The organism is Enterobacter cloacae complex sp. 2024EL-00711 (genome assembly GCF_047529885.1).
GTDB classification, from domain to species: domain Bacteria; phylum Pseudomonadota; class Gammaproteobacteria; order Enterobacterales; family Enterobacteriaceae; genus Enterobacter; species Enterobacter ludwigii.
In genome coordinates this window covers 351,823-369,182 of the sequence record NZ_JBLIZC010000003.1, presented here as the reverse complement: position 1 = coordinate 369,182, position 17,360 = coordinate 351,823, and the positions used below count along the sequence as shown (strand labels likewise).

Annotated in this window: 15 protein-coding genes and 1 riboswitch; of the genes, 9 read left to right on the top strand and 6 right to left on the bottom strand. The window is 54.8% G+C overall.

Annotated elements, in window-relative coordinates; translation table 11 throughout:
- Position 1 precedes the first annotated feature (1 nt).
- Together ilvI and leuO are read right to left on the bottom strand one after the other, a co-directional pair.
- A complete protein-coding gene (ilvI, locus tag ACMVME_RS11775) occupies positions 2-1,726 on the bottom strand; it encodes an acetolactate synthase 3 large subunit (RefSeq protein WP_068795212.1) in 1,725 nt (574 codons plus the stop codon).
- 380 nt (positions 1,727-2,106) lie between these two features.
- The gene (gene leuO, locus ACMVME_RS11770) at positions 2,107-3,051 is read right to left on the bottom strand and encodes a transcriptional regulator LeuO (RefSeq protein WP_414743444.1); all 945 of its coding nucleotides are present in this window, start codon (positions 3,049-3,051) and stop codon (positions 2,107-2,109) included.
- 635 nt (positions 3,052-3,686) lie between these two features.
- Between leuO and leuL the strand changes: the two genes are divergently transcribed.
- The 5 genes from leuL to leuD all read left to right on the top strand — a co-directional run bounded on the left by leuL (position 3,687) and on the right by leuD (position 8,546).
- Positions 3,687-3,773, top strand: a complete 87-nt coding sequence (leuL, locus tag ACMVME_RS11765) for a leu operon leader peptide (RefSeq protein ID WP_134179374.1) — start codon at positions 3,687-3,689, stop codon at positions 3,771-3,773.
- A gap of 91 nt (positions 3,774-3,864) precedes the next feature.
- Positions 3,865-5,436: a 2-isopropylmalate synthase gene (gene leuA, locus ACMVME_RS11760; RefSeq protein WP_068795213.1), complete on the top strand. Its 1,572-nt coding sequence runs from the start codon at positions 3,865-3,867 to the stop codon at positions 5,434-5,436.
- Positions 5,436-6,527 carry a 3-isopropylmalate dehydrogenase gene (leuB, locus tag ACMVME_RS11755; protein ID WP_020882572.1) on the top strand — a complete coding sequence of 364 codons (1,092 nt, stop codon included), beginning with the start codon at positions 5,436-5,438 and terminating at the stop codon, positions 6,525-6,527. Before leuA ends, leuB begins: the two co-directional genes overlap by 1 nt.
- 2 nt (positions 6,528-6,529) lie before the next feature.
- Complete coding sequence (gene leuC / locus ACMVME_RS11750) at positions 6,530-7,930, top strand: 3-isopropylmalate dehydratase large subunit (protein WP_068795214.1); 1,401 nt, start codon at positions 6,530-6,532, stop codon at positions 7,928-7,930.
- Positions 7,931-7,940: 10 nt separating this feature from the next.
- Entirely contained in the window at positions 7,941-8,546 is a 606-nt protein-coding gene (gene leuD / locus ACMVME_RS11745; protein WP_014168614.1) for a 3-isopropylmalate dehydratase small subunit, read from the top strand.
- 202 nt (positions 8,547-8,748) lie between these two features.
- Here the strand turns inward: leuD and ACMVME_RS11740 are convergent, their stop codons facing one another.
- Together ACMVME_RS11740 and sgrT are read right to left on the bottom strand one after the other, a co-directional pair.
- Positions 8,749-9,927: a sugar efflux transporter gene (locus ACMVME_RS11740; RefSeq protein WP_032679619.1), complete on the bottom strand. Its 1,179-nt coding sequence runs from the start codon at positions 9,925-9,927 to the stop codon at positions 8,749-8,751.
- A gap of 119 nt (positions 9,928-10,046) precedes the next feature.
- Entirely contained in the window at positions 10,047-10,199 is a 153-nt protein-coding gene (gene sgrT, locus ACMVME_RS11735) for a glucose uptake inhibitor SgrT (protein WP_014168612.1), read from the bottom strand.
- A gap of 88 nt (positions 10,200-10,287) precedes the next feature.
- On the opposite strand from sgrT, the gene sgrR reads away from it, so the two are divergent.
- From sgrR to thiQ, 4 genes are all read left to right on the top strand, one after another.
- Complete coding sequence (sgrR, locus tag ACMVME_RS11730; protein WP_047743405.1) at positions 10,288-11,943, top strand: HTH-type transcriptional regulator SgrR; 1,656 nt, start codon at positions 10,288-10,290, stop codon at positions 11,941-11,943.
- Positions 11,944-11,979: 36 nt separating this feature from the next.
- A riboswitch (TPP riboswitch) is annotated at positions 11,980-12,080 on the top strand.
- A gap of 31 nt (positions 12,081-12,111) precedes the next feature.
- On the top strand, positions 12,112-13,095 hold the full coding sequence (gene thiB, locus ACMVME_RS11725; protein ID WP_063156937.1) for a thiamine ABC transporter substrate binding subunit: 984 nt from the start codon (positions 12,112-12,114) through the stop codon (positions 13,093-13,095).
- Complete coding sequence (gene thiP / locus ACMVME_RS11720) at positions 13,071-14,681, top strand: thiamine/thiamine pyrophosphate ABC transporter permease ThiP (RefSeq protein ID WP_063156938.1); 1,611 nt, start codon at positions 13,071-13,073, stop codon at positions 14,679-14,681. Before thiB ends, thiP begins: the two co-directional genes overlap by 25 nt.
- Positions 14,665-15,366 carry a thiamine ABC transporter ATP-binding protein ThiQ gene (thiQ, locus tag ACMVME_RS11715; RefSeq protein ID WP_063156939.1) on the top strand — a complete coding sequence of 234 codons (702 nt, stop codon included), beginning with the start codon at positions 14,665-14,667 and terminating at the stop codon, positions 15,364-15,366. The genes thiP and thiQ overlap by 17 nt, the downstream gene beginning before the upstream one ends.
- Positions 15,367-15,393: 27 nt before the next feature.
- On the opposite strand, the gene ACMVME_RS11710 is transcribed toward thiQ, so the two are convergent.
- Positions 15,394-16,161, bottom strand: coding sequence for a DedA family protein (locus ACMVME_RS11710; protein ID WP_014168607.1), 768 nt, complete (start codon positions 16,159-16,161; stop codon positions 15,394-15,396).
- Positions 16,162-16,289: 128 nt separating this feature from the next.
- Positions 16,290-17,135: an arabinose operon transcriptional regulator AraC gene (gene araC / locus ACMVME_RS11705; protein ID WP_025205437.1), complete on the bottom strand. Its 846-nt coding sequence runs from the start codon at positions 17,133-17,135 to the stop codon at positions 16,290-16,292.
- Positions 17,136-17,360 lie beyond the last annotated feature (225 nt).

Below are 17,360 nucleotides of genomic sequence, written 5' to 3'. Positions count from 1 at the left end.
ATCAGGTTCTCTCCGTTTTGCTTAACCACATTTCATCCATACCACCACCGCGAATATGCATCGGGTATACGTGCTCGGTGCCATCAACAATGACATCCATAAAAACGAGGCGGTTATTTTTAACGTGCTCAAGCGCTTCACCGAGCTTCGTTTCGAGCTCTGCCGGATCGGTCACTCGCATCCCAATATGGCCGTAAGCTTCAGCCAGACGAACAAAGTCAGGCAGTGACGTCATGTAGGACTGAGAGTGACGACCAGAGTAGATCATGTCCTGCCACTGCTTCACCATCCCGAGATAACCGTTATTCAGGTTCAGCACCAGTACCGGCAGCTCATACTGAAGGGCCGTCGACAGCTCCTGGATGTTCATCTGAATACTGCCGTCTCCCGTCACGCAGACGACGGTTTCGTCAGGCAGAGCCAGCTTGACGCCCAGTGCGGCAGGCAAGCCAAAGCCCATCGTTCCTAACCCTCCGGAGTTAATCCAGTGGCGCGGTTTATCAAACGGATAATAAAGGGCGGCAAACATCTGATGCTGACCCACGTCAGACGTCACGTATGCCTCGCCTTTCGTCAGCCGCCAGATAGTTTCGATCACCGCCTGCGGCTTAATGCTGTCGCTTTGCGTGTCATACTTCAGGCACTGACGCGCACGCCATTGTTTGATCTGCTGCCACCAGTCACGGATCTCATCCAGCGGCTGGGAAGGCGGCTCCTGTGCCAGCAGATCCAGCATTTGCTCCAGCACCTGGCGGGCATCACCGACGATCGGCACATCCGCAGACACCGTTTTCGAAATAGAGGTGGGATCGATATCAATATGAAGCACGGTGGCGTTCGGGCAGTATTTCGCCAGATTGTTGGTGGTGCGATCGTCAAAGCGCACGCCGACGGCAAAGATCACATCGGAATGGTGCATCGTCATGTTGGCTTCATAGGTACCGTGCATACCCAGCATCCCCAGAGCCTGACGGTGAGTTGCCGGGAAAGCGCCCAGCCCCATCAGCGACGACGCAACGGGAAGATTGAGTTTCTCGATAAGCTCCCGAAGCTGCCCTTCACAGGCAGAATTGATTGCCCCACCACCGACATAGACTACCGGTTTTTTGGCGGCCAGCAGCGTTTGCAAGGCACGTTTGATCTGCCCCTTGTGGCCCTGCGTCGTTGGGTTGTATGAGCGCATGCTCACCGACTCCGGCCAGACATAAGGAAGCTTGTTCGCCGGGTTCAAGATATCTTTCGGCAGATCGACCACCACCGGGCCGGGACGCCCGCTTGCTGCCAGCCAGAAGGCTTTTTTCAATATCCCCGGGATGTCTTCAGTTTGCTTAACCAGGAAGCTGTGCTTCACAACGGGACGCGAAATCCCCACCATGTCGCACTCCTGAAATGCGTCGTAGCCGATCAGTGACGTCGCCACTTGGCCGGAAAGAATAACCAGCGGGATAGAGTCCATATACGCCGTGGCAATGCCGGTGATGGCGTTTGTCGCGCCGGGACCTGACGTCACTAATACCACGCCTACTTCACCTGTCGCGCGGGCCAGCCCGTCAGCCATATGTACCGCCGCCTGCTCGTGGCGTACTAAAACATGGTCAATGCCGCCTACCGTATGAAGCGCATCATAAATATCCAGGACTGCGCCGCCGGGATAACCGAACACTTGCTTCACGCCCTGATCGATTAACGATCGGACGACCATTTCCGCGCCAGACAACATCTCCATGCTTTGCCTCCAGGCATTTTGTTATAGACGAGTTGCAGAATTCATTTCCGCACCGTCTTACGACTGGGTTAAACCAATCTTATATTTTGCAGAGTGATCGTTACCTTAACCGCTCGTTATGAGGCAGGCAATTAGCAGACCGGGTGAGCTAAACGGTTCGCAAAGCAGAAAAAACAGGTATTAAGGAAGGATATGGTCAATTCATCTGGTATTAGAGGATGAGATGATTAATCATCGCTGAAAAGCGCGTCGATTCAGGAAATCATCTATTTTTGCGAGCCAGAGAGCAGCAAGAAAAAATTCACAACAGAATAAAATAACAATAACAGAGAAAAAACCAGGATAAATCACACGCGAAAATGCAATTTATCCTGATGCGCTTATCGACGGCAAATACTGATCAGCAACTCTTCCATCCACTGGTGCCCTTTATCCCGACCGGCGGCTTCATGCCAGGAGAGATAGCAGGTACGGCTATTCAGCTTGAGCGGCAACGGCAACATTTGCAGTTGTAGTTGACCGGAAAACTCCTCAGCCAGCCAGCGTGGTGCAATAGCCACCAGATGTGTCTGCGAGACCACGTTCAATACGCTGACCATTGCCATTCCCTGATAAGCAACGCTTGCCTGTTTATCCGCCGTGTCATACCACGGCAGGCTAAAGGAAGCATATCTGTCGAGCGCAACAACAGCATGCTGCTCACTATAAACGTCACTTTCCCGAAGCGGAGAATTGAGTCGGGGGTGTTTTTTACTGGCGACCAACACCATTTCATCTTTAAAGAGCGGAACGCAAGAAAATTCAGGACGTCGAAATTCTTCATATCCCAGAACGAACTCAGTCTCCTGGTAGAGTAACTGATGCTCTGTGTTTTGATTTAAGGATGATTTAAAAACCAGATGGATATTGGGAGCGATCTCTTCAACTTTATTATAAATAATCGACGTCAAATAATTATCTAACGGACTGCAAACACAAAGATTGAATACACGCTCACTGCTTAAAGGTTCAAAGCCTGACCCTGGCAGCTCGTTTTGAACCAGCTGCAACGCCTGACGGATAGAGCCGAATAACTGGAATGCCCGTGCGGTAGGCTGTATTCCTCTCCCGTAACGAACGAATAACTCGTCGTTAAACATAACCTTAAGTCTGGCAACAGCATTACTGACCGCGGGCTGAGACATCCCCAACGTATGGGCCGCCCGGGTGATATTCTGCTCCTGCATGACAGCATCAAATACCGTGAGCAGATTAAGGTCCACCGTACGTAACTGCGGTTTAATCCCATCAGTAGTTTGAGGTTGTTTAATATTAATTTCTGGCACTTCTGACTCCACTGTCACGCTACACTCCCTTTGCCAACGTACTGTAATAATTCCGAAGAATATGATTTACCATGCATATACGATCAGCGAAAGAGAATTATTTTAAATTCGGAAAATATAAAGAACAGTTTAGCGAAAATGACTTTTCGCCGCTGACAAACGATAAAATAAACACCACTGCAAATGATATGATTCACTTTAGGATTTGAATGAAACCATAAACCAGACCAATATACAATCGCCAGCGGGTTAATGATGTCTTAAGTATTATTAAACTGTTATTGCAACCCCGATTAAATAAGTTAACAATCTGTAATAACCATAAGACATCCGAAGTGATAAAAAACATTCACCGCATTTATAACTTAATGATATCAAACCCATTTGCACCCCACACAATTGAGTAGCGAACTTTTAAGTTATTCATCACAATTATATTCAATTATTTCTGCAACCTTTTTCTCAGTCCAAAATTAGACAATTCGTAGGGTCGGAAAAGCAAAACCCAGCACAATTAGCTAAAGCACATATCCTGTCAACCTGGCCAGCCGGGTGCGTTTTTGCCTGCAGGGGTTGACATGCACAGTCGTATCCAGTACCACTAAAAGCATATTGAATTTAACGGAGCACGATTCATGATTCGCACCATTCGTTTCACCGGTCTACTACTACTAAACGCATCCACTTTGCGCGGTAGACTGGCGGGCGAAATTCAGCGTTGAATCGTCACCAGTAAGACTAAAAACCCGCGCCACTGCGCGGGTTTTTTTATGCTCGTAGCAAGGCGCCCTAAGACTGACAAGGACCTAACCCATGAGCCAGCAAGTCATTATTTTCGATACAACTTTACGTGACGGTGAACAGGCATTACAGGCAAGCCTGAGTGTGAAAGAGAAACTGCAGATCGCGCTGGCTCTCGAACGTATGGGTGTCGACGTGATGGAGGTCGGTTTCCCTGTCTCTTCTCCGGGTGACTTCGAATCCGTGCAGACCATAGCGCGTACCATCAAGAACAGCCGCGTCTGTGGCCTGGCACGCTGTGTGGAAAAAGATATCGATGTTGCAGCCGAGTCGTTGAAGGTTGCCGAAGCATTCCGTATTCATACCTTTATTGCTACCTCTCCTATGCACATTGCCACCAAGCTGCGCAGCACGCTGGATGAGGTCATTGAGCGCGCGGTCTACATGGTCAAACGTGCCCGTAACTACACGGATGACGTTGAATTCTCCTGTGAAGATGCAGGCCGTACGCCGATTGAAGATTTGGCGCGCGTGGTGGAAGCTGCCATCAATGCGGGCGCTAAAACCATCAACATCCCGGACACTGTCGGCTACACCATGCCGTTTGAGTTCTCCAACATCATTACCGGTCTGTATGAACGCGTACCAAACATTGATCAAGCGATTATCTCCGTACATACCCACGACGACCTGGGGCTGGCCGTTGGCAACGCCATCGCTGCGGTGCACGCCGGTGCACGTCAGGTAGAAGGCGCGATGAACGGCATCGGTGAACGTGCAGGTAACTGTTCACTGGAAGAAGTGATCATGGCGATCAAAGTGCGCAAAGACATCATGAATGTGCATACCCGCATCAATCACAACGAAATCTGGCGTACCAGCCAGACCGTCAGCCAGATCTGCAACATGCCCATCCCGGCTAACAAGGCGATTGTGGGTACCGGCGCTTTTGCGCACTCCTCAGGTATTCATCAGGATGGCGTGCTGAAAAACCGTGAAAACTACGAAATCATGACCCCGGAATCCATCGGCCTGAACCAGGTTCAGTTGAACCTGACCTCCCGTTCCGGTCGTGCGGCGGTGAAACACCGTATGGAAGAGATGGGTTATAAGGACAGCGATTACAACATGGATCAGCTGTACGACGCCTTCCTGAAGCTGGCCGATAAAAAAGGTCAGGTATTCGACTATGACCTGGAAGCGCTGGCCTTCATCAATAAACAGCAGGAAGAGCCTGAGCACTTCCGCCTCGATTACTTCAGCGTGCAGTCAGGCTCCAGCGACATTGCGACTGCCTCGGTCAAACTGGCCTGTGGCGAAGACATTAAGGCCGAAGCGGCAAACGGCAATGGCCCGGTTGATGCCATTTACCGCGCAATTAACCGCGTCACCGAGTACGACGTAGAGCTGGTGAAATATGACCTGACGGCCAAGGGCCACGGTGAGAATGCCCTGGGTCAGGTTGATATCGTGGTCACCTACAATGGCCGTCGTTTCCACGGTGTGGGCCTGGCGACGGATATTGTTGAATCCTCCGCGAAGGCGATGGTCCACGTGCTGAACAACATCTGGCGCGCCGCTGAAGTTGAAAAAGAGTTGCAACGCAAAGCTCAGAATAAAGAGAACAACAAGGAAACCGTGTAATGTCGAAGAATTACCATATTGCTGTGTTACCGGGTGACGGTATTGGCCCGGAAGTGATGGCACAGGCGCTGAAAGTACTGGAAGCCGTTCGTTCGCGTTTTGCGATGAAAATCTCCACCAGCCACTATGATGTGGGCGGTATCGCCATCGATAATCACGGTACTCCGCTGCCAAAAGCGACCGTTGAAGGGTGTGAAAATGCGGATGCAGTGCTGTTTGGCTCCGTAGGTGGCCCTAAATGGGAACACCTGCCGCCCGCCGGGCAGCCTGAGCGCGGCGCGCTGCTGCCACTGCGTAAACATTTTAAATTGTTCAGCAACCTGCGTCCGGCGAAGCTGTACCAGGGTCTGGAAACGTTCTGTCCGCTGCGTGCAGATATCGCGGCTAACGGCTTTGACATCCTGTGCGTGCGTGAACTGACCGGCGGGATCTACTTCGGGCAGCCTAAAGGGCGCGAAGGCAGCGGTCAGCATGAAAAAGCCTTTGATACCGAGGTCTATCACCGTTTTGAAATTGAACGTATCGCCCATATCGCCTTTGAGTCGGCGCGCAAACGCCGTCATAAAGTGACGTCTATCGATAAAGCGAACGTTCTGCAGTCTTCTATTTTGTGGCGTGAAATCGTCAGTGAAGTCGCGAAACAGTACCCGGATGTCGAACTGTCCCATATGTACATCGACAACGCGACCATGCAGCTGATTAAAGATCCGTCGCAGTTTGACGTTCTGCTGTGTTCCAACCTGTTCGGCGATATTCTCTCGGACGAGTGCGCAATGATCACAGGCTCTATGGGGATGTTGCCATCAGCCAGCCTCAATGAAGAGGGATTTGGCTTGTACGAACCTGCAGGCGGCTCCGCGCCCGATATCGCCGGCAAAAACATTGCCAACCCGATTGCGCAGATCCTCTCTCTGGCCTTGCTGTTGCGCTACAGCCTTGATGCCGGTGATGCAGCAACCGCAATTGAAAACGCCATTAACCGTGCGTTAGAAGAAGGTGTCCGTACCGGTGATTTAGCACGCGGCACGGCGGCAGTCAGTACCGATGAAATGGGCGACATTATTGCCCGCTATGTCGCTGAAGGGGTGTAATCATGGCGAAAACGTTATATGAAAAATTGTTTGATGCGCACGTAGTTTACGAGGCACCAAACGAAACCCCACTGTTGTATATCGATCGCCATCTGGTGCACGAGGTTACCTCCCCTCAGGCATTCGACGGACTGCGTGCGCATAAGCGCCCGGTGCGCCAGCCAGGTAAAACCTTCGCGACAATGGATCACAACGTCTCCACGCAAACCAAAGATATCAATGCGTCGGGCGAAATGGCGCGTATCCAGATGCAGGAGCTGATCAAAAACTGCAACGAATTTGGCGTCGAGCTCTACGATCTGAACCACCCGTATCAGGGTATCGTCCACGTGATGGGGCCAGAACAGGGCATCACCCTGCCAGGCATGACCATTGTCTGCGGTGACTCCCACACGGCCACCCACGGCGCGTTTGGGGCCCTGGCGTTCGGTATTGGTACCTCTGAAGTTGAACATGTTCTGGCGACGCAGACCCTGAAACAGGGCCGCGCCAAAACCATGAAGATTGAAGTGAAAGGCAAAGCGGCCCCGGGCATTACCGCCAAAGACATCGTGCTGGCCATCATCGGTAAAACCGGCAGCGCAGGCGGCACCGGTCACGTGGTTGAATTCTGCGGTGAAGCCATCCAGGCACTGAGCATGGAGGGCCGTATGACGCTCTGCAACATGGCCATTGAGATGGGGGCAAAAGCGGGCCTGGTTGCGCCAGACGAAACAACCTTCAGCTATGTGAAGGGCCGTCTGCACGCGCCGAAAGACCATGATTTTATTGAGGCGGTTGCGTACTGGAAAACCCTGAAAACCGACGATGGTGCGACGTTTGACACCGTGGTTACGCTGCAGGCGGAAGACATTGCGCCACAGGTCACCTGGGGAACCAACCCGGGCCAGGTGATTTCCGTTAACGATAATATTCCTGACCCGGCCTCTTTCAGCGATCCGGTCGAGCGCGCCAGTGCGGAAAAAGCGCTGGCCTATATGGGTCTGAAGCCAGGCATTCCGTTGACTGACGTGACCATTGATAAAGTGTTTATCGGCTCCTGCACCAACTCCCGTATCGAAGATTTACGCGCGGCGGCCGAGATTGCCAAAGGCCGCAAAGTGGCACCGGGCGTTCAGGCGCTGGTTGTGCCGGGCTCTGGCCCGGTGAAAGCCCAGGCGGAAGCCGAAGGCCTGGATAAGATCTTTATCGAAGCGGGCTTCGAATGGCGCCTGCCTGGCTGCTCCATGTGCCTGGCCATGAACAATGACCGCCTGAATCCTGGCGAGCGTTGTGCCTCCACCAGTAACCGTAACTTTGAAGGCCGTCAGGGCCGCGGTGGGCGTACTCACCTGGTCAGCCCGGCAATGGCCGCCGCTGCGGCAGTGACCGGTCATTTCGCCGATATTCGCAGCCTGAAATAAGGAGACAATCATGGCAGAGAAATTTACCCAACATACGGGCCGGGTTGTCCCACTGGACGCCGCTAACGTCGACACTGACGCCATCATTCCAAAGCAGTTTTTGCAGAAGGTGACCCGTACCGGGTTTGGCGCGCATCTGTTTAACGACTGGCGCTTCCTGGACGACAAAGGCGAAGTGCCCAATCCCGAGTTCGTGCTGAACTTCCCGGAATTTAAAGGCGCATCGATTCTGCTGGCGCGTGAAAACTTTGGCTGCGGCTCTTCCCGTGAACATGCACCCTGGGCGCTCACCGACTACGGGTTCAAAGTGGTTATCGCCCCAAGCTTTGCCGATATCTTCTACGGCAACAGCTTCAATAACCAGCTGCTGCCGGTGACGCTGAGCGATGCGCAGGTGGACGAATTGTTCGCCCTGGTGAAGGCAAATCCTGGGATTTCGTTTGAAGTGGATCTGGAAGCGGAAGTGGTGAAAGCGGGTGATAAATCCTACAGCTTCAGCATTGACGCCTTTCGTCGTCACTGCATGCTGAATGGCCTGGACAGTATTGGCCTGACGCTGCAGCACGAAGATGCTATCTCCGCCTATGAGCAAAAACAGCCTGCGTTTATGGGGTAGGCTGCGTACCATCCCGGTGAAGATCAACATCGTCCAACATAATGGGTGCAGTACACCCTCAGTGTTAATTGATGTGGGACTCACCACTGTTTGCCTCTTGCGTCAGCCTGAGGCAAACAGCCTCGGCTGACGCCACGCGCGCTATGCGCCTTCTCAGACCCTGTCAGAAAATCGTTTTATTGCGTGAAGCCGCCTTTCAGAATCACACATCTTTTACCCGGCAGGTTAGCACCAGCGTCACCACGGAAATGGCCGCAATCATCCAGTACACTGACGCGTGGCCGTAGGTTTGCGACAACGCCCCCTGAATCACCCCTGCCAGAATAACGCCCGTTGAAATGCTGTTGGTAAAGAGCGTAGTGGCAGAGCCTGCCCGTCCCGGCATTAAGTCCTGGAACCAGAGCATCCCAATCCCGGCCACGATGCCAATAAACACGGCGTTAAACAGCTGTAGCGCAAGCAGTGCTTCGCGCGAATGGAAGACGATCAGCCCCAGATAAAAAAGCACTCCCGCCGCCACGGCGACGATCATCATGCGACGCTTTCCAAAACGCTTAACGTAATAACCCGCCAGGATCATCGCCGGAATTTCCAGGCCGGCAGCCGTCCCCATCAGGATCCCCGCAAGCTTGTCCGGCAACCCCAGATCGCTGCTGATCCACAGCGGCATATCAATGATGTACATGGTGTTGCAGGTCCACATCAGCATGGACGCGATAAACAGCATGCGGACGTTTTTATCCTGCCAGCCGCTCACCTGGGTGATGGGTTTATCCGTCGTCAGCTCCACTCGCGCCACTGAGGGTAGCGCAAAGGCAATCAGTATCAGGCTGATGACAAAGATGCCGGCAGCGATGGAAAACATGGTGGTAAAGCCATAGTTCAGCGCCAGCATAAACGCCAGCGGCGGGCCGATCACCCAGGCCAGAGAGAGCTGCGCACGCATGACCGAGCTGAACATCACCACTTCCCGCGCCGAGTTATCCGCGTATTCACGGGCCAGCGCGAACAGCTGCGGCATGGCGGTATTGGCGAGCGACGCCAGAAGCACGCCGCAGGTAATCAGCGTCAGGTAATGGCGATTGAAGGCAAACAGCAGCGCGTTACCCACGGCCATGGCGCAGCAAAAGAGGATCAGTTTGCGACGATCGCCCCGATTGTCCGATCGTTTTGCCAGTGCCAGACTGACCAGGATCCCGGCGATGGCGTTCACGGTATAAAACAGCCCCACCCAAAACGGCTGCGCCCCCACCTCACGGCTGAGAAACAGACTCAGCGTCGGAGCCTGCAATGCCCCCGCCACGCCCATCATAAAGGCCACCAGCATAAAAGCGGCATACACGCCGTTCAGGCGTCGCCCCATCGTCATCAACCAGAGCATGCGCAAGTCCTTGTGAAAGCGAATCGAAAGTGGGTGAATAGTAAACGAAAAAAGCCAGCAAAAACATTTTGCTGGCGGGTGATAAGCACCAATACTCAGTCACACATGATCGAGGCGAGTTAGCAAGAAGAGGTCGGTTTCGTAACGTCCCACTGCATCAGATCTTCCAGGATTTTCAACCGTTGCTCTGCACACTGGCGGGCCAGCCAGGACGCTCCCTGCGTCGCTGAAAAATAACGCTGATAAAACTGACGTGCGGTAGACCTCTTCATAATTTACCTCCTCACTTCATCGGGAAGAATTATTGGCCTAATATAGGGATTAATAAATTGCTGATTTTTTGTCAGGAGTTCCCCTTTTATGCCCTCTGGTCGTCTGCAACAACAATTTATCCGCCTCTGGCAATGCTGCGAGGGGCGATCGCAGGAGACCACGCTGAACGAGCTGGCGGACCTGCTCAGCTGTTCGCGCCGGCACATGCGCACGCTGCTTAATACCATGCAGCAGCAGGGCTGGCTCAACTGGGAGGCCGAGGCGGGTCGCGGAAAACGCTCCCGCCTGACCTTCCTGTATACCGGGCTGGCGTTGCAGCAGCAGCGAGCGGAAGACCTGCTGGAACAGGACCGCATCGACCAGTTGGTGCAGCTGGTGGGGGACAAAGCGGCAGTACGCCAGATGCTGGTGTCGCATCTCGGGCGCAGCTTTCGTCAGGGTCGCCACATTCTGCGGGTGCTCTACTATCGACCGATGAAAAACCTGTTGCCCGGCACGGCGTTACGCCGCTCTGAAACCCATATGGCCCGACAAATATTCAGCGGCCTGACGCGCATAAATGAGGAAAATGGGGAACTGGAAGCGGATATTGCGCACCACTGGCAGCAACTTTCTCCTCTTCACTGGCGCTTCTTTCTACGTCCTGGTATTCATTTCCACCACGGCCGCGAGCTGGAGATGGTCGATGTAATTGCCTCTTTAGAGCGCGCCTGCACGCTACCGCTCTATTCCCATATTTCACGCGTTCACTCCCCTACGGCATGGACACTGGATGTTGAACTGTCTCAGCCGGACAAATGGCTTCCGTGGCTGCTGGGCTATGTACCGTCGATGATTTTGCCCGGTGAATGGGAGTCGATGAATAATTTTGCCAGCCTGCCGATTGGCACCGGCCCCTACTCTGTATCGCGCAATAACAACAACCAGCTGAAAATCCGCGCTTTTGATGACTATTTTGGCTACCGGGCGCTGATCGACGAAGTGAACGTGTGGGTATTACCGGATCTCAACGAAGAGCTGAGCGCCGGGCTGACGCTGGAAGGGCCTACCACGGGCGAAAAGGCCGTGGAGAGCCGGCTCGAAGAAGGGTGCTACTACCTGCTGTTCGACAGCCGTACCCATCGCGGGGCAAACCATGAGGTGCGCAAATGGATAAGCCACGTGTTGTCGCCCTCCAGCCTGATTTATCATGCGGAGGAGCAGTACCAGACCTACTGGTTCCCGGCGTATGGTCTGCTTCCTCGCTGGCATCACGCCCGTCCGACATACTGCGACAAGCCCGCCGGGCTGGAGTCCATCACCCTGACCTACTATCGCGAGCACGTTGAGCACCGCTTTATCGCCAGAATCATGACCCGACTGCTGGCCGCCGTTGGGGTGAGGCTGGATGTCAAAGAGGTGGATTACGATGAATGGCATCAGGGAGAGATCGTCAGCGACATCTGGCTCAACAGCGCAAACTTTACCCTGCCGCTTGATTTCTCGCTCTTCTCTCACCTGTATGAGGTCCCGCTTATCCAGCATTGCATAGACCGGGACTGGCAGCAGGACGCGGCCCTCTGGCGCGCCGGCGACATGAACCTGGCCTCATGGTGCCAGCAGTTGCTGGCTGAACAAGCGATCGTGCCGTTGATCCACCACTGGCTGATGATCCAGGGGCAGCGTAGTATGCGCGGTGTCAGAATGAATACGCTGGGCTGGTTTGATTTTAAATCCGCCTGGTTTTCGCCGCCGGAGCCATAACACTTTCGTAATATTTGCCAAATCATTACAATAGCGCCGTTCTCAACGGGGTGCTGCATCACTGATGTGCGCTGAGATAATACCCGTCGAACCTGATCCGGATAACGCCGGCGAAGGGATTTGAGGCTGTCACTCAAAATCCTTTGCCACTCAACCTTGAGGTGCAAAGTGTTAAAAAAAGTTCTCCCCCTTCTGGCGCTGTTTGCGCTGCCTGCTGTCGCGAAGCCCGTCCTGACGGTCTACACCTACGATTCCTTCTCAGCCGACTGGGGTCCGGGTCCGGTGGTGAAAAAAGCCTTTGAAGCTGACTGTCAGTGCGAACTGAAGTTCGTGGCGCTGGAAGATGGCGTCTCGCTGCTTAACCGCCTGCGCATGGAAGGCAAAAACAGTAAAGCCGATGTGGTGCTTGGGCTGGATAACAACCTGCTGGAGGCCGCCTCGAAAACCAAACTGTTTGCCAAAAGCGGCGTCGCCACCGATGCCGTCAGCGTCCCGGGCGGCTGGCAGAACGACACCTTTGTGCCGTTCGATTACGGTTACTTCGCGTTTGTTTACGACAAAAACAAGCTTAAAAACCCGCCGAAAAGTCTGAAGGAACTGGTCGAAAGCGAGCAAAAATGGCGCGTTATTTATGAAGATCCTCGCACCAGTACGCCAGGCCTGGGGCTGCTGCTGTGGATGCAGAAAGTCTACGGCGATGACGCTCCGCAAGCGTGGCAGAAGCTGGCCGCCAAAACCGTCACCGTGACAAAAGGCTGGAGCGAAGCCTACGGTCTGTTCCTGAAAGGGGAAAGTGATCTGGTTCTGAGCTACACCACCTCCCCGGCTTATCACATCATCGCCGAGAAAAAAGACAATTACGCCGCCGCCAGTTTTGCTGAAGGGCACTATATGCAGGTCGAAGTGGCAGCCCGCACGGCATCCAGCAAACAGCCCGAACTGGCCGAGAAGTTCCTGAAATTTATGGTCTCCCCGGCATTCCAGAACGCGATTCCAGCGGGTAACTGGATGTACCCCGTGACCAGCGTGGCGTTGCCAGCGGGCTTTGAGAAACTGACCAAACCGCAAACCTCGCTGGAGTTTACGCCTCAGCAGGTTGCCGCGCAGCGAGCAGCATGGGTAAGTGAATGGCAACGCGCCGTCAGCCGTTAATTCCCGGCTGGTTAATTCCTGGGCTGCTCGCCGCCGTATTGATGGTGGCGGTCAGTCTGGGCGCATTCCTTGCCTTGTGGTTTAACGCGCCAGAGAGCGACCTGTTCGCGCTCTGGCACGACAGTTATCTCTGGCACGTTATCCGTTTCTCTTTCTGGCAGGCCTTTCTCTCTGCGCTGCTGTCGGTTATCCCCGCCATTTTCCTGGCACGCGCGCTTTATCGCCGCCGTTTCCCCGGCAGGCAGGCCCTGCTGCGCCTGTGCGCCATGACGCTGATCCTGCCGGTCCTGGTGGCCGTGTTTGGCATCCTGAGCGTCTATGGTCGTCAGGGGTGGCTGGCTTCACTATTCGGCCTGCTGGGTCTGGAGTGGCGCTTCTCGCCCTACGGACTGAAGGGCATTCTGCTGGCGCACGTCTTTTTCAATATGCCGATGGCGACCAGACTCTTTTTACAGGCACTGGAAAACATCCCCGGTGAACAGCGCCAGCTTGCCGCTCAGTTGGGCATGCGCGGTATGTCCTTCTTCCGCCTGGTCGAATGGCCGTGGCTGCGTCGTCAGATCCCGCCGGTTGCGGCTCTGATCTTTATGCTCTGTTTCGCCAGTTTTGCCACCGTGCTTTCACTCGGCGGCGGCCCGCAGGCCACCACCATCGAACTGGCAATTTACCAGGCGCTCAGTTACGACTATGACCCCGGCCGCGCCGCGCTGCTGGCGATGGTACAGATGGTTTGCTGCCTGTGCCTTGTGCTGCTGAGCCAGCGTCTGAGCAAAGCCATCCCGCCGGGCAGTAATCAGATAACCGGCTGGCGCAACCCGCAGGACAGCATGCATAGCCGGATCGCTGATCTGCTGCTTATCACGCTGGCGCTGCTGCTTCTGCTTCCGCCGCTGATGGCCGTCATCGTCGATGGCCTGAACCTGAATCTCGTTACCGTGTTGCAGCAGCCCGTTCTCTGGCAGGCAACGTGGACCTCGTTACGGATCGCGCTGACCGCCGGGCTGCTGTGTGTCATGCTGACCATGATGCTTTTATGGAGCAGCCGCGAGCTTTATGCGCGTCAGGCCCGTAAAGCCGGGCACGCCCTGGAGCTGACAGGCATGCTGATCCTGGCGATGCCCGGCATTGTACTGGCGACGGGGTTCTTTTTACTGTTCAACAGCACCATTGGCCTGCCGGAAAACGCCGACGGCATCGTGATTTTCACCAATGCCCTGATGGCGATCCCCTACGCGCTGAAGGTGCTGGAAAATCCGATGCGAGACATCAACAGCCGCTACGCGCTGCTGTGCCAGTCGCTCGGTCTGCAAGGCTGGCAGCGGCTAAAGATTATCGAACTGCGTGCGCTGAAACGCCCGCTGGCCCAGGCCCTGGCCTTCGCCTGTGTGCTCTCAATTGGTGATTTTGGTGTCGTGGCGCTCTTCGGTAATGAAGATTTCCGCACCCTGCCGTACTGGCTGTACCAGCAAATTGGCTCCTATCGTAGCCAGGAGGGAGCCGTCACGGCGCTGCTGTTACTGATGCTCTGCTTTGCCTTATTTACCGTTATCGAAAAACTTCCGGGGCGTAATGTTAAAACTGACTGATGTAACCTGGCTCTACCAGCATCTGCCAATGAGCTTCTCCCTTTCGGTTCGTCAGGGAGAGATGATTGCGGTTCTGGGTCCGAGCGGGGCCGGAAAGAGTACTTTGCTCAATCTGATTGCCGGTTTTCTGCAACCGGCGAGCGGGTCGATAGTGATTGAAAACCGCGACCATACGCGCACGCCACCCGCCCGACGTCCGGTGTCGATGCTGTTCCAGGAAAACAATCTGTTCATGCATCTGACGGTGCGGCAAAACATCGCCCTGGGTATGGATCCTGGCCTGAAACTCAACGACGGCCAGCGCCAGAAGCTGGAGCTGATTGCCGCTCAGATGGGCATTACCGCGTTTATTGACCGCCTCCCCGAAGCCCTCTCCGGCGGGCAGCGTCAGCGGGTGGCGCTGGCGCGCTGCCTGGTGCGCGAGCAGCCCATACTGCTTCTGGATGAGCCCTTCTCTGCACTCGATCCTGCCTTGCGCCAGGAGATGCTTACCCTGGTGCAGGACGTGTGCCAGCGTCAGCAACTGACAATGCTGATGGTTTCGCACAGCATCGAGGATGCCGCGCGGATTGCGCCACGATCGGTGGTCATTGCAGAAGGGCGAATTGCCTGGGATGGCGGCACAGAGGAACTGCTCAGTGGTCACGCAGGGGCGTCTTCATTGTTAGGCATCAGTGCGGGCTGACCCTCTCCCACGGGAGAGGGAAACAGATTAACGGCTCACCACCTTCAAGAGGATTTCACCGTACACCGGCATCAGCGGGTGGCGAATCAGGGCGACCAGCGCCACCACGGCAACCCCCAGCATTAACGGCGCGAGCCACAGCAGGCGCGAGCGTGGCAGATAACGCGTCAGGCGATCAACATTCGCTTTCGCGCTGCGCCACAGTCGCCAGCACAACCAGGCAGCGATCCACAACAGCAGGGCCGTAGCCAGCAACAACCACTTAAATTCACCGCTTTGCATTCCGTCAGGAATATCAACGGTGGCCCCTGCCAGGATCCCCGGCAGAAAATAGAACGGCGGCCAGAAAACACAGCCGATGATGTTCGGCACCACGAATTTCGCAACCGGCAGATCCAGCATCCCCGCGACCATCGGCACCAGCGGACGCGTTGGTCCAACAAAGCGACCCACGAGGATCGTGAACATGCTGTGCTGATGCAGCGCGTGTTCGGTTTTATCCAGCAAGGCTTTGTTCTTTTTCATGAACGACCAGCGGTGCAGCGGTTTCTTAAAGCGCCAGCCCAGCCAGAAGGAGATCCAGTCGCCGAGCAAACAGCCGATAATCCCCGCCATCCACGCCTGCCAGAAATTCACTTCACCGCTGCCAATCAACGCGCCCAGCCCCGCCATCATCACCGTGCCGGGGAGGATCAACCCAACAAGTGCAAGCGATTCCAGAAACGCCACCAGCGCAACGGCGATAAGCGAATACATAACGGACTGGGTGATAAAATGTTCCAGCAATGCCTGCATAACTATTCCGGTCAGAAAACGAATCAGGGATTCTGCTTAGCGCCCTGCACCGCGTCAAGACAACAATTGTCTGAATAGTTTACAGGTTGCTTCCACAGTTCACCTGCTTGTTTATCTTTTTTTACCGTTTATTCACATCCTGCCCGGAATTCACTGGGGCTGGCACCGGTGCATTTTTTAAATACCCGGGAGAAATAGAGCTGGTCTTCAAAGCCCACATTGCGCCCCACGGTGGCAATGGGCATGCGGGTGGTGCTGAGCAGGAGCTTCGCCTGGCTGATACGCTGGTCCTCACGCCAGCTCAGGACGCTAACGCCCAGCTGCTGACGGAACAGATGTGACAGCCGCGACGGTGAGAGACACACATGCTGGGCGACGCTGGCGATATCGAACTGGCTGTCGGCCAGATGGTCGCTGATGTACTGGCAGGCGTCGCGCACGCGGTTGTCCAGCGGAGGATTAAGTGACGCGTTTATCGCCTCCATCCGGCGCAACAGCACCTGTTCAAGCAGGTTAATCGCCAGCAGTTCGGCATACCGGCCACCCGCCTGCCCCGCTTCAATAATTTGGGCAAAGAGTTCGCGGAACTGAGCCAGATGAACCTCGTCCGGGCGATAAAAACCGGTGTGCGCAAAAATAGCCGGCCACGAGAGCCACTCCTGCCAGTAGGCGCGCGGGCGGAAGTAGACCCACTGGTGATACCACTCTTTGGCCTCCGGGTGGCGCCCGTAGTGGTGGATCTCCCCCGGCGGAAACAGCAGCATATCGCCCGGACGGCAGACAAACTGCTGATCGTTATTTTTGATAATCCCTTCCCCACGCACCGTCAGGTTCAGAATATACCCTTTCATCCCGAGCGGTCGGTCGACGTAAAAATCGAGATATCCCTCAGCCTCAATAGGGGTCAGCCCCGCCACCAGGTGAGCATTAAACGAGTAGCCCGGTAATAAGGGATCGTTTTGCGTTTCGGCCATAGATTCAGTTCTCCCAAGGGTCCTGAAGGAAACCAATTGTCCATATCGATAAAAGCAGTATAAAAATGGCCCGCGAAAAGATCCAAAAAGCATCACGCCTCTTTTACGTCCGCCATGTTTCAGCCCTTCCCCCTGATTTCTCCGCCCACGGGGGCAGATCAGCAGTAACAAAAGTGTCTATAAGTGCGGCAGAAATGTCCACATTGATTATTTGCACGGCGTCAC

Bases quoted from the DNA above. Each gene is read 5' to 3' on its own strand.
- thiP (WP_063156938.1), top strand. From the start codon at position 13,071: ATGGCAACGCGCCGTCAGCCGTTAATTCCCGGCTGGTTAATTCCTGGG.
- leuB (WP_020882572.1), top strand. From the start codon at position 5,436: ATGTCGAAGAATTACCATATTGCTGTGTTACCGGGTGACGGTATTGGC.
- thiQ (WP_063156939.1), top strand. From the start codon at position 14,665: ATGTTAAAACTGACTGATGTAACCTGGCTCTACCAGCATCTGCCAATG.
- sgrT (WP_014168612.1), bottom strand. From the start codon at position 10,199: ATGAAGAGGTCTACCGCACGTCAGTTTTATCAGCGTTATTTTTCAGCG.
- leuA (WP_068795213.1), top strand. From the start codon at position 3,865: ATGAGCCAGCAAGTCATTATTTTCGATACAACTTTACGTGACGGTGAA.
- leuC (WP_068795214.1), top strand. From the start codon at position 6,530: ATGGCGAAAACGTTATATGAAAAATTGTTTGATGCGCACGTAGTTTAC.
- leuL (WP_134179374.1), top strand. From the start codon at position 3,687: ATGATTCGCACCATTCGTTTCACCGGTCTACTACTACTAAACGCATCC.
- araC (WP_025205437.1), bottom strand. From the start codon at position 17,135: ATGGCCGAAACGCAAAACGATCCCTTATTACCGGGCTACTCGTTTAAT.
- ilvI (WP_068795212.1), bottom strand. From the start codon at position 1,726: ATGGAGATGTTGTCTGGCGCGGAAATGGTCGTCCGATCGTTAATCGAT.
- ACMVME_RS11710 (WP_014168607.1), bottom strand. From the start codon at position 16,161: ATGCAGGCATTGCTGGAACATTTTATCACCCAGTCCGTTATGTATTCG.
- sgrR (WP_047743405.1), top strand. From the start codon at position 10,288: ATGCCCTCTGGTCGTCTGCAACAACAATTTATCCGCCTCTGGCAATGC.
- ACMVME_RS11740 (WP_032679619.1), bottom strand. From the start codon at position 9,927: ATGCTCTGGTTGATGACGATGGGGCGACGCCTGAACGGCGTGTATGCC.
- leuD (WP_014168614.1), top strand. From the start codon at position 7,941: ATGGCAGAGAAATTTACCCAACATACGGGCCGGGTTGTCCCACTGGAC.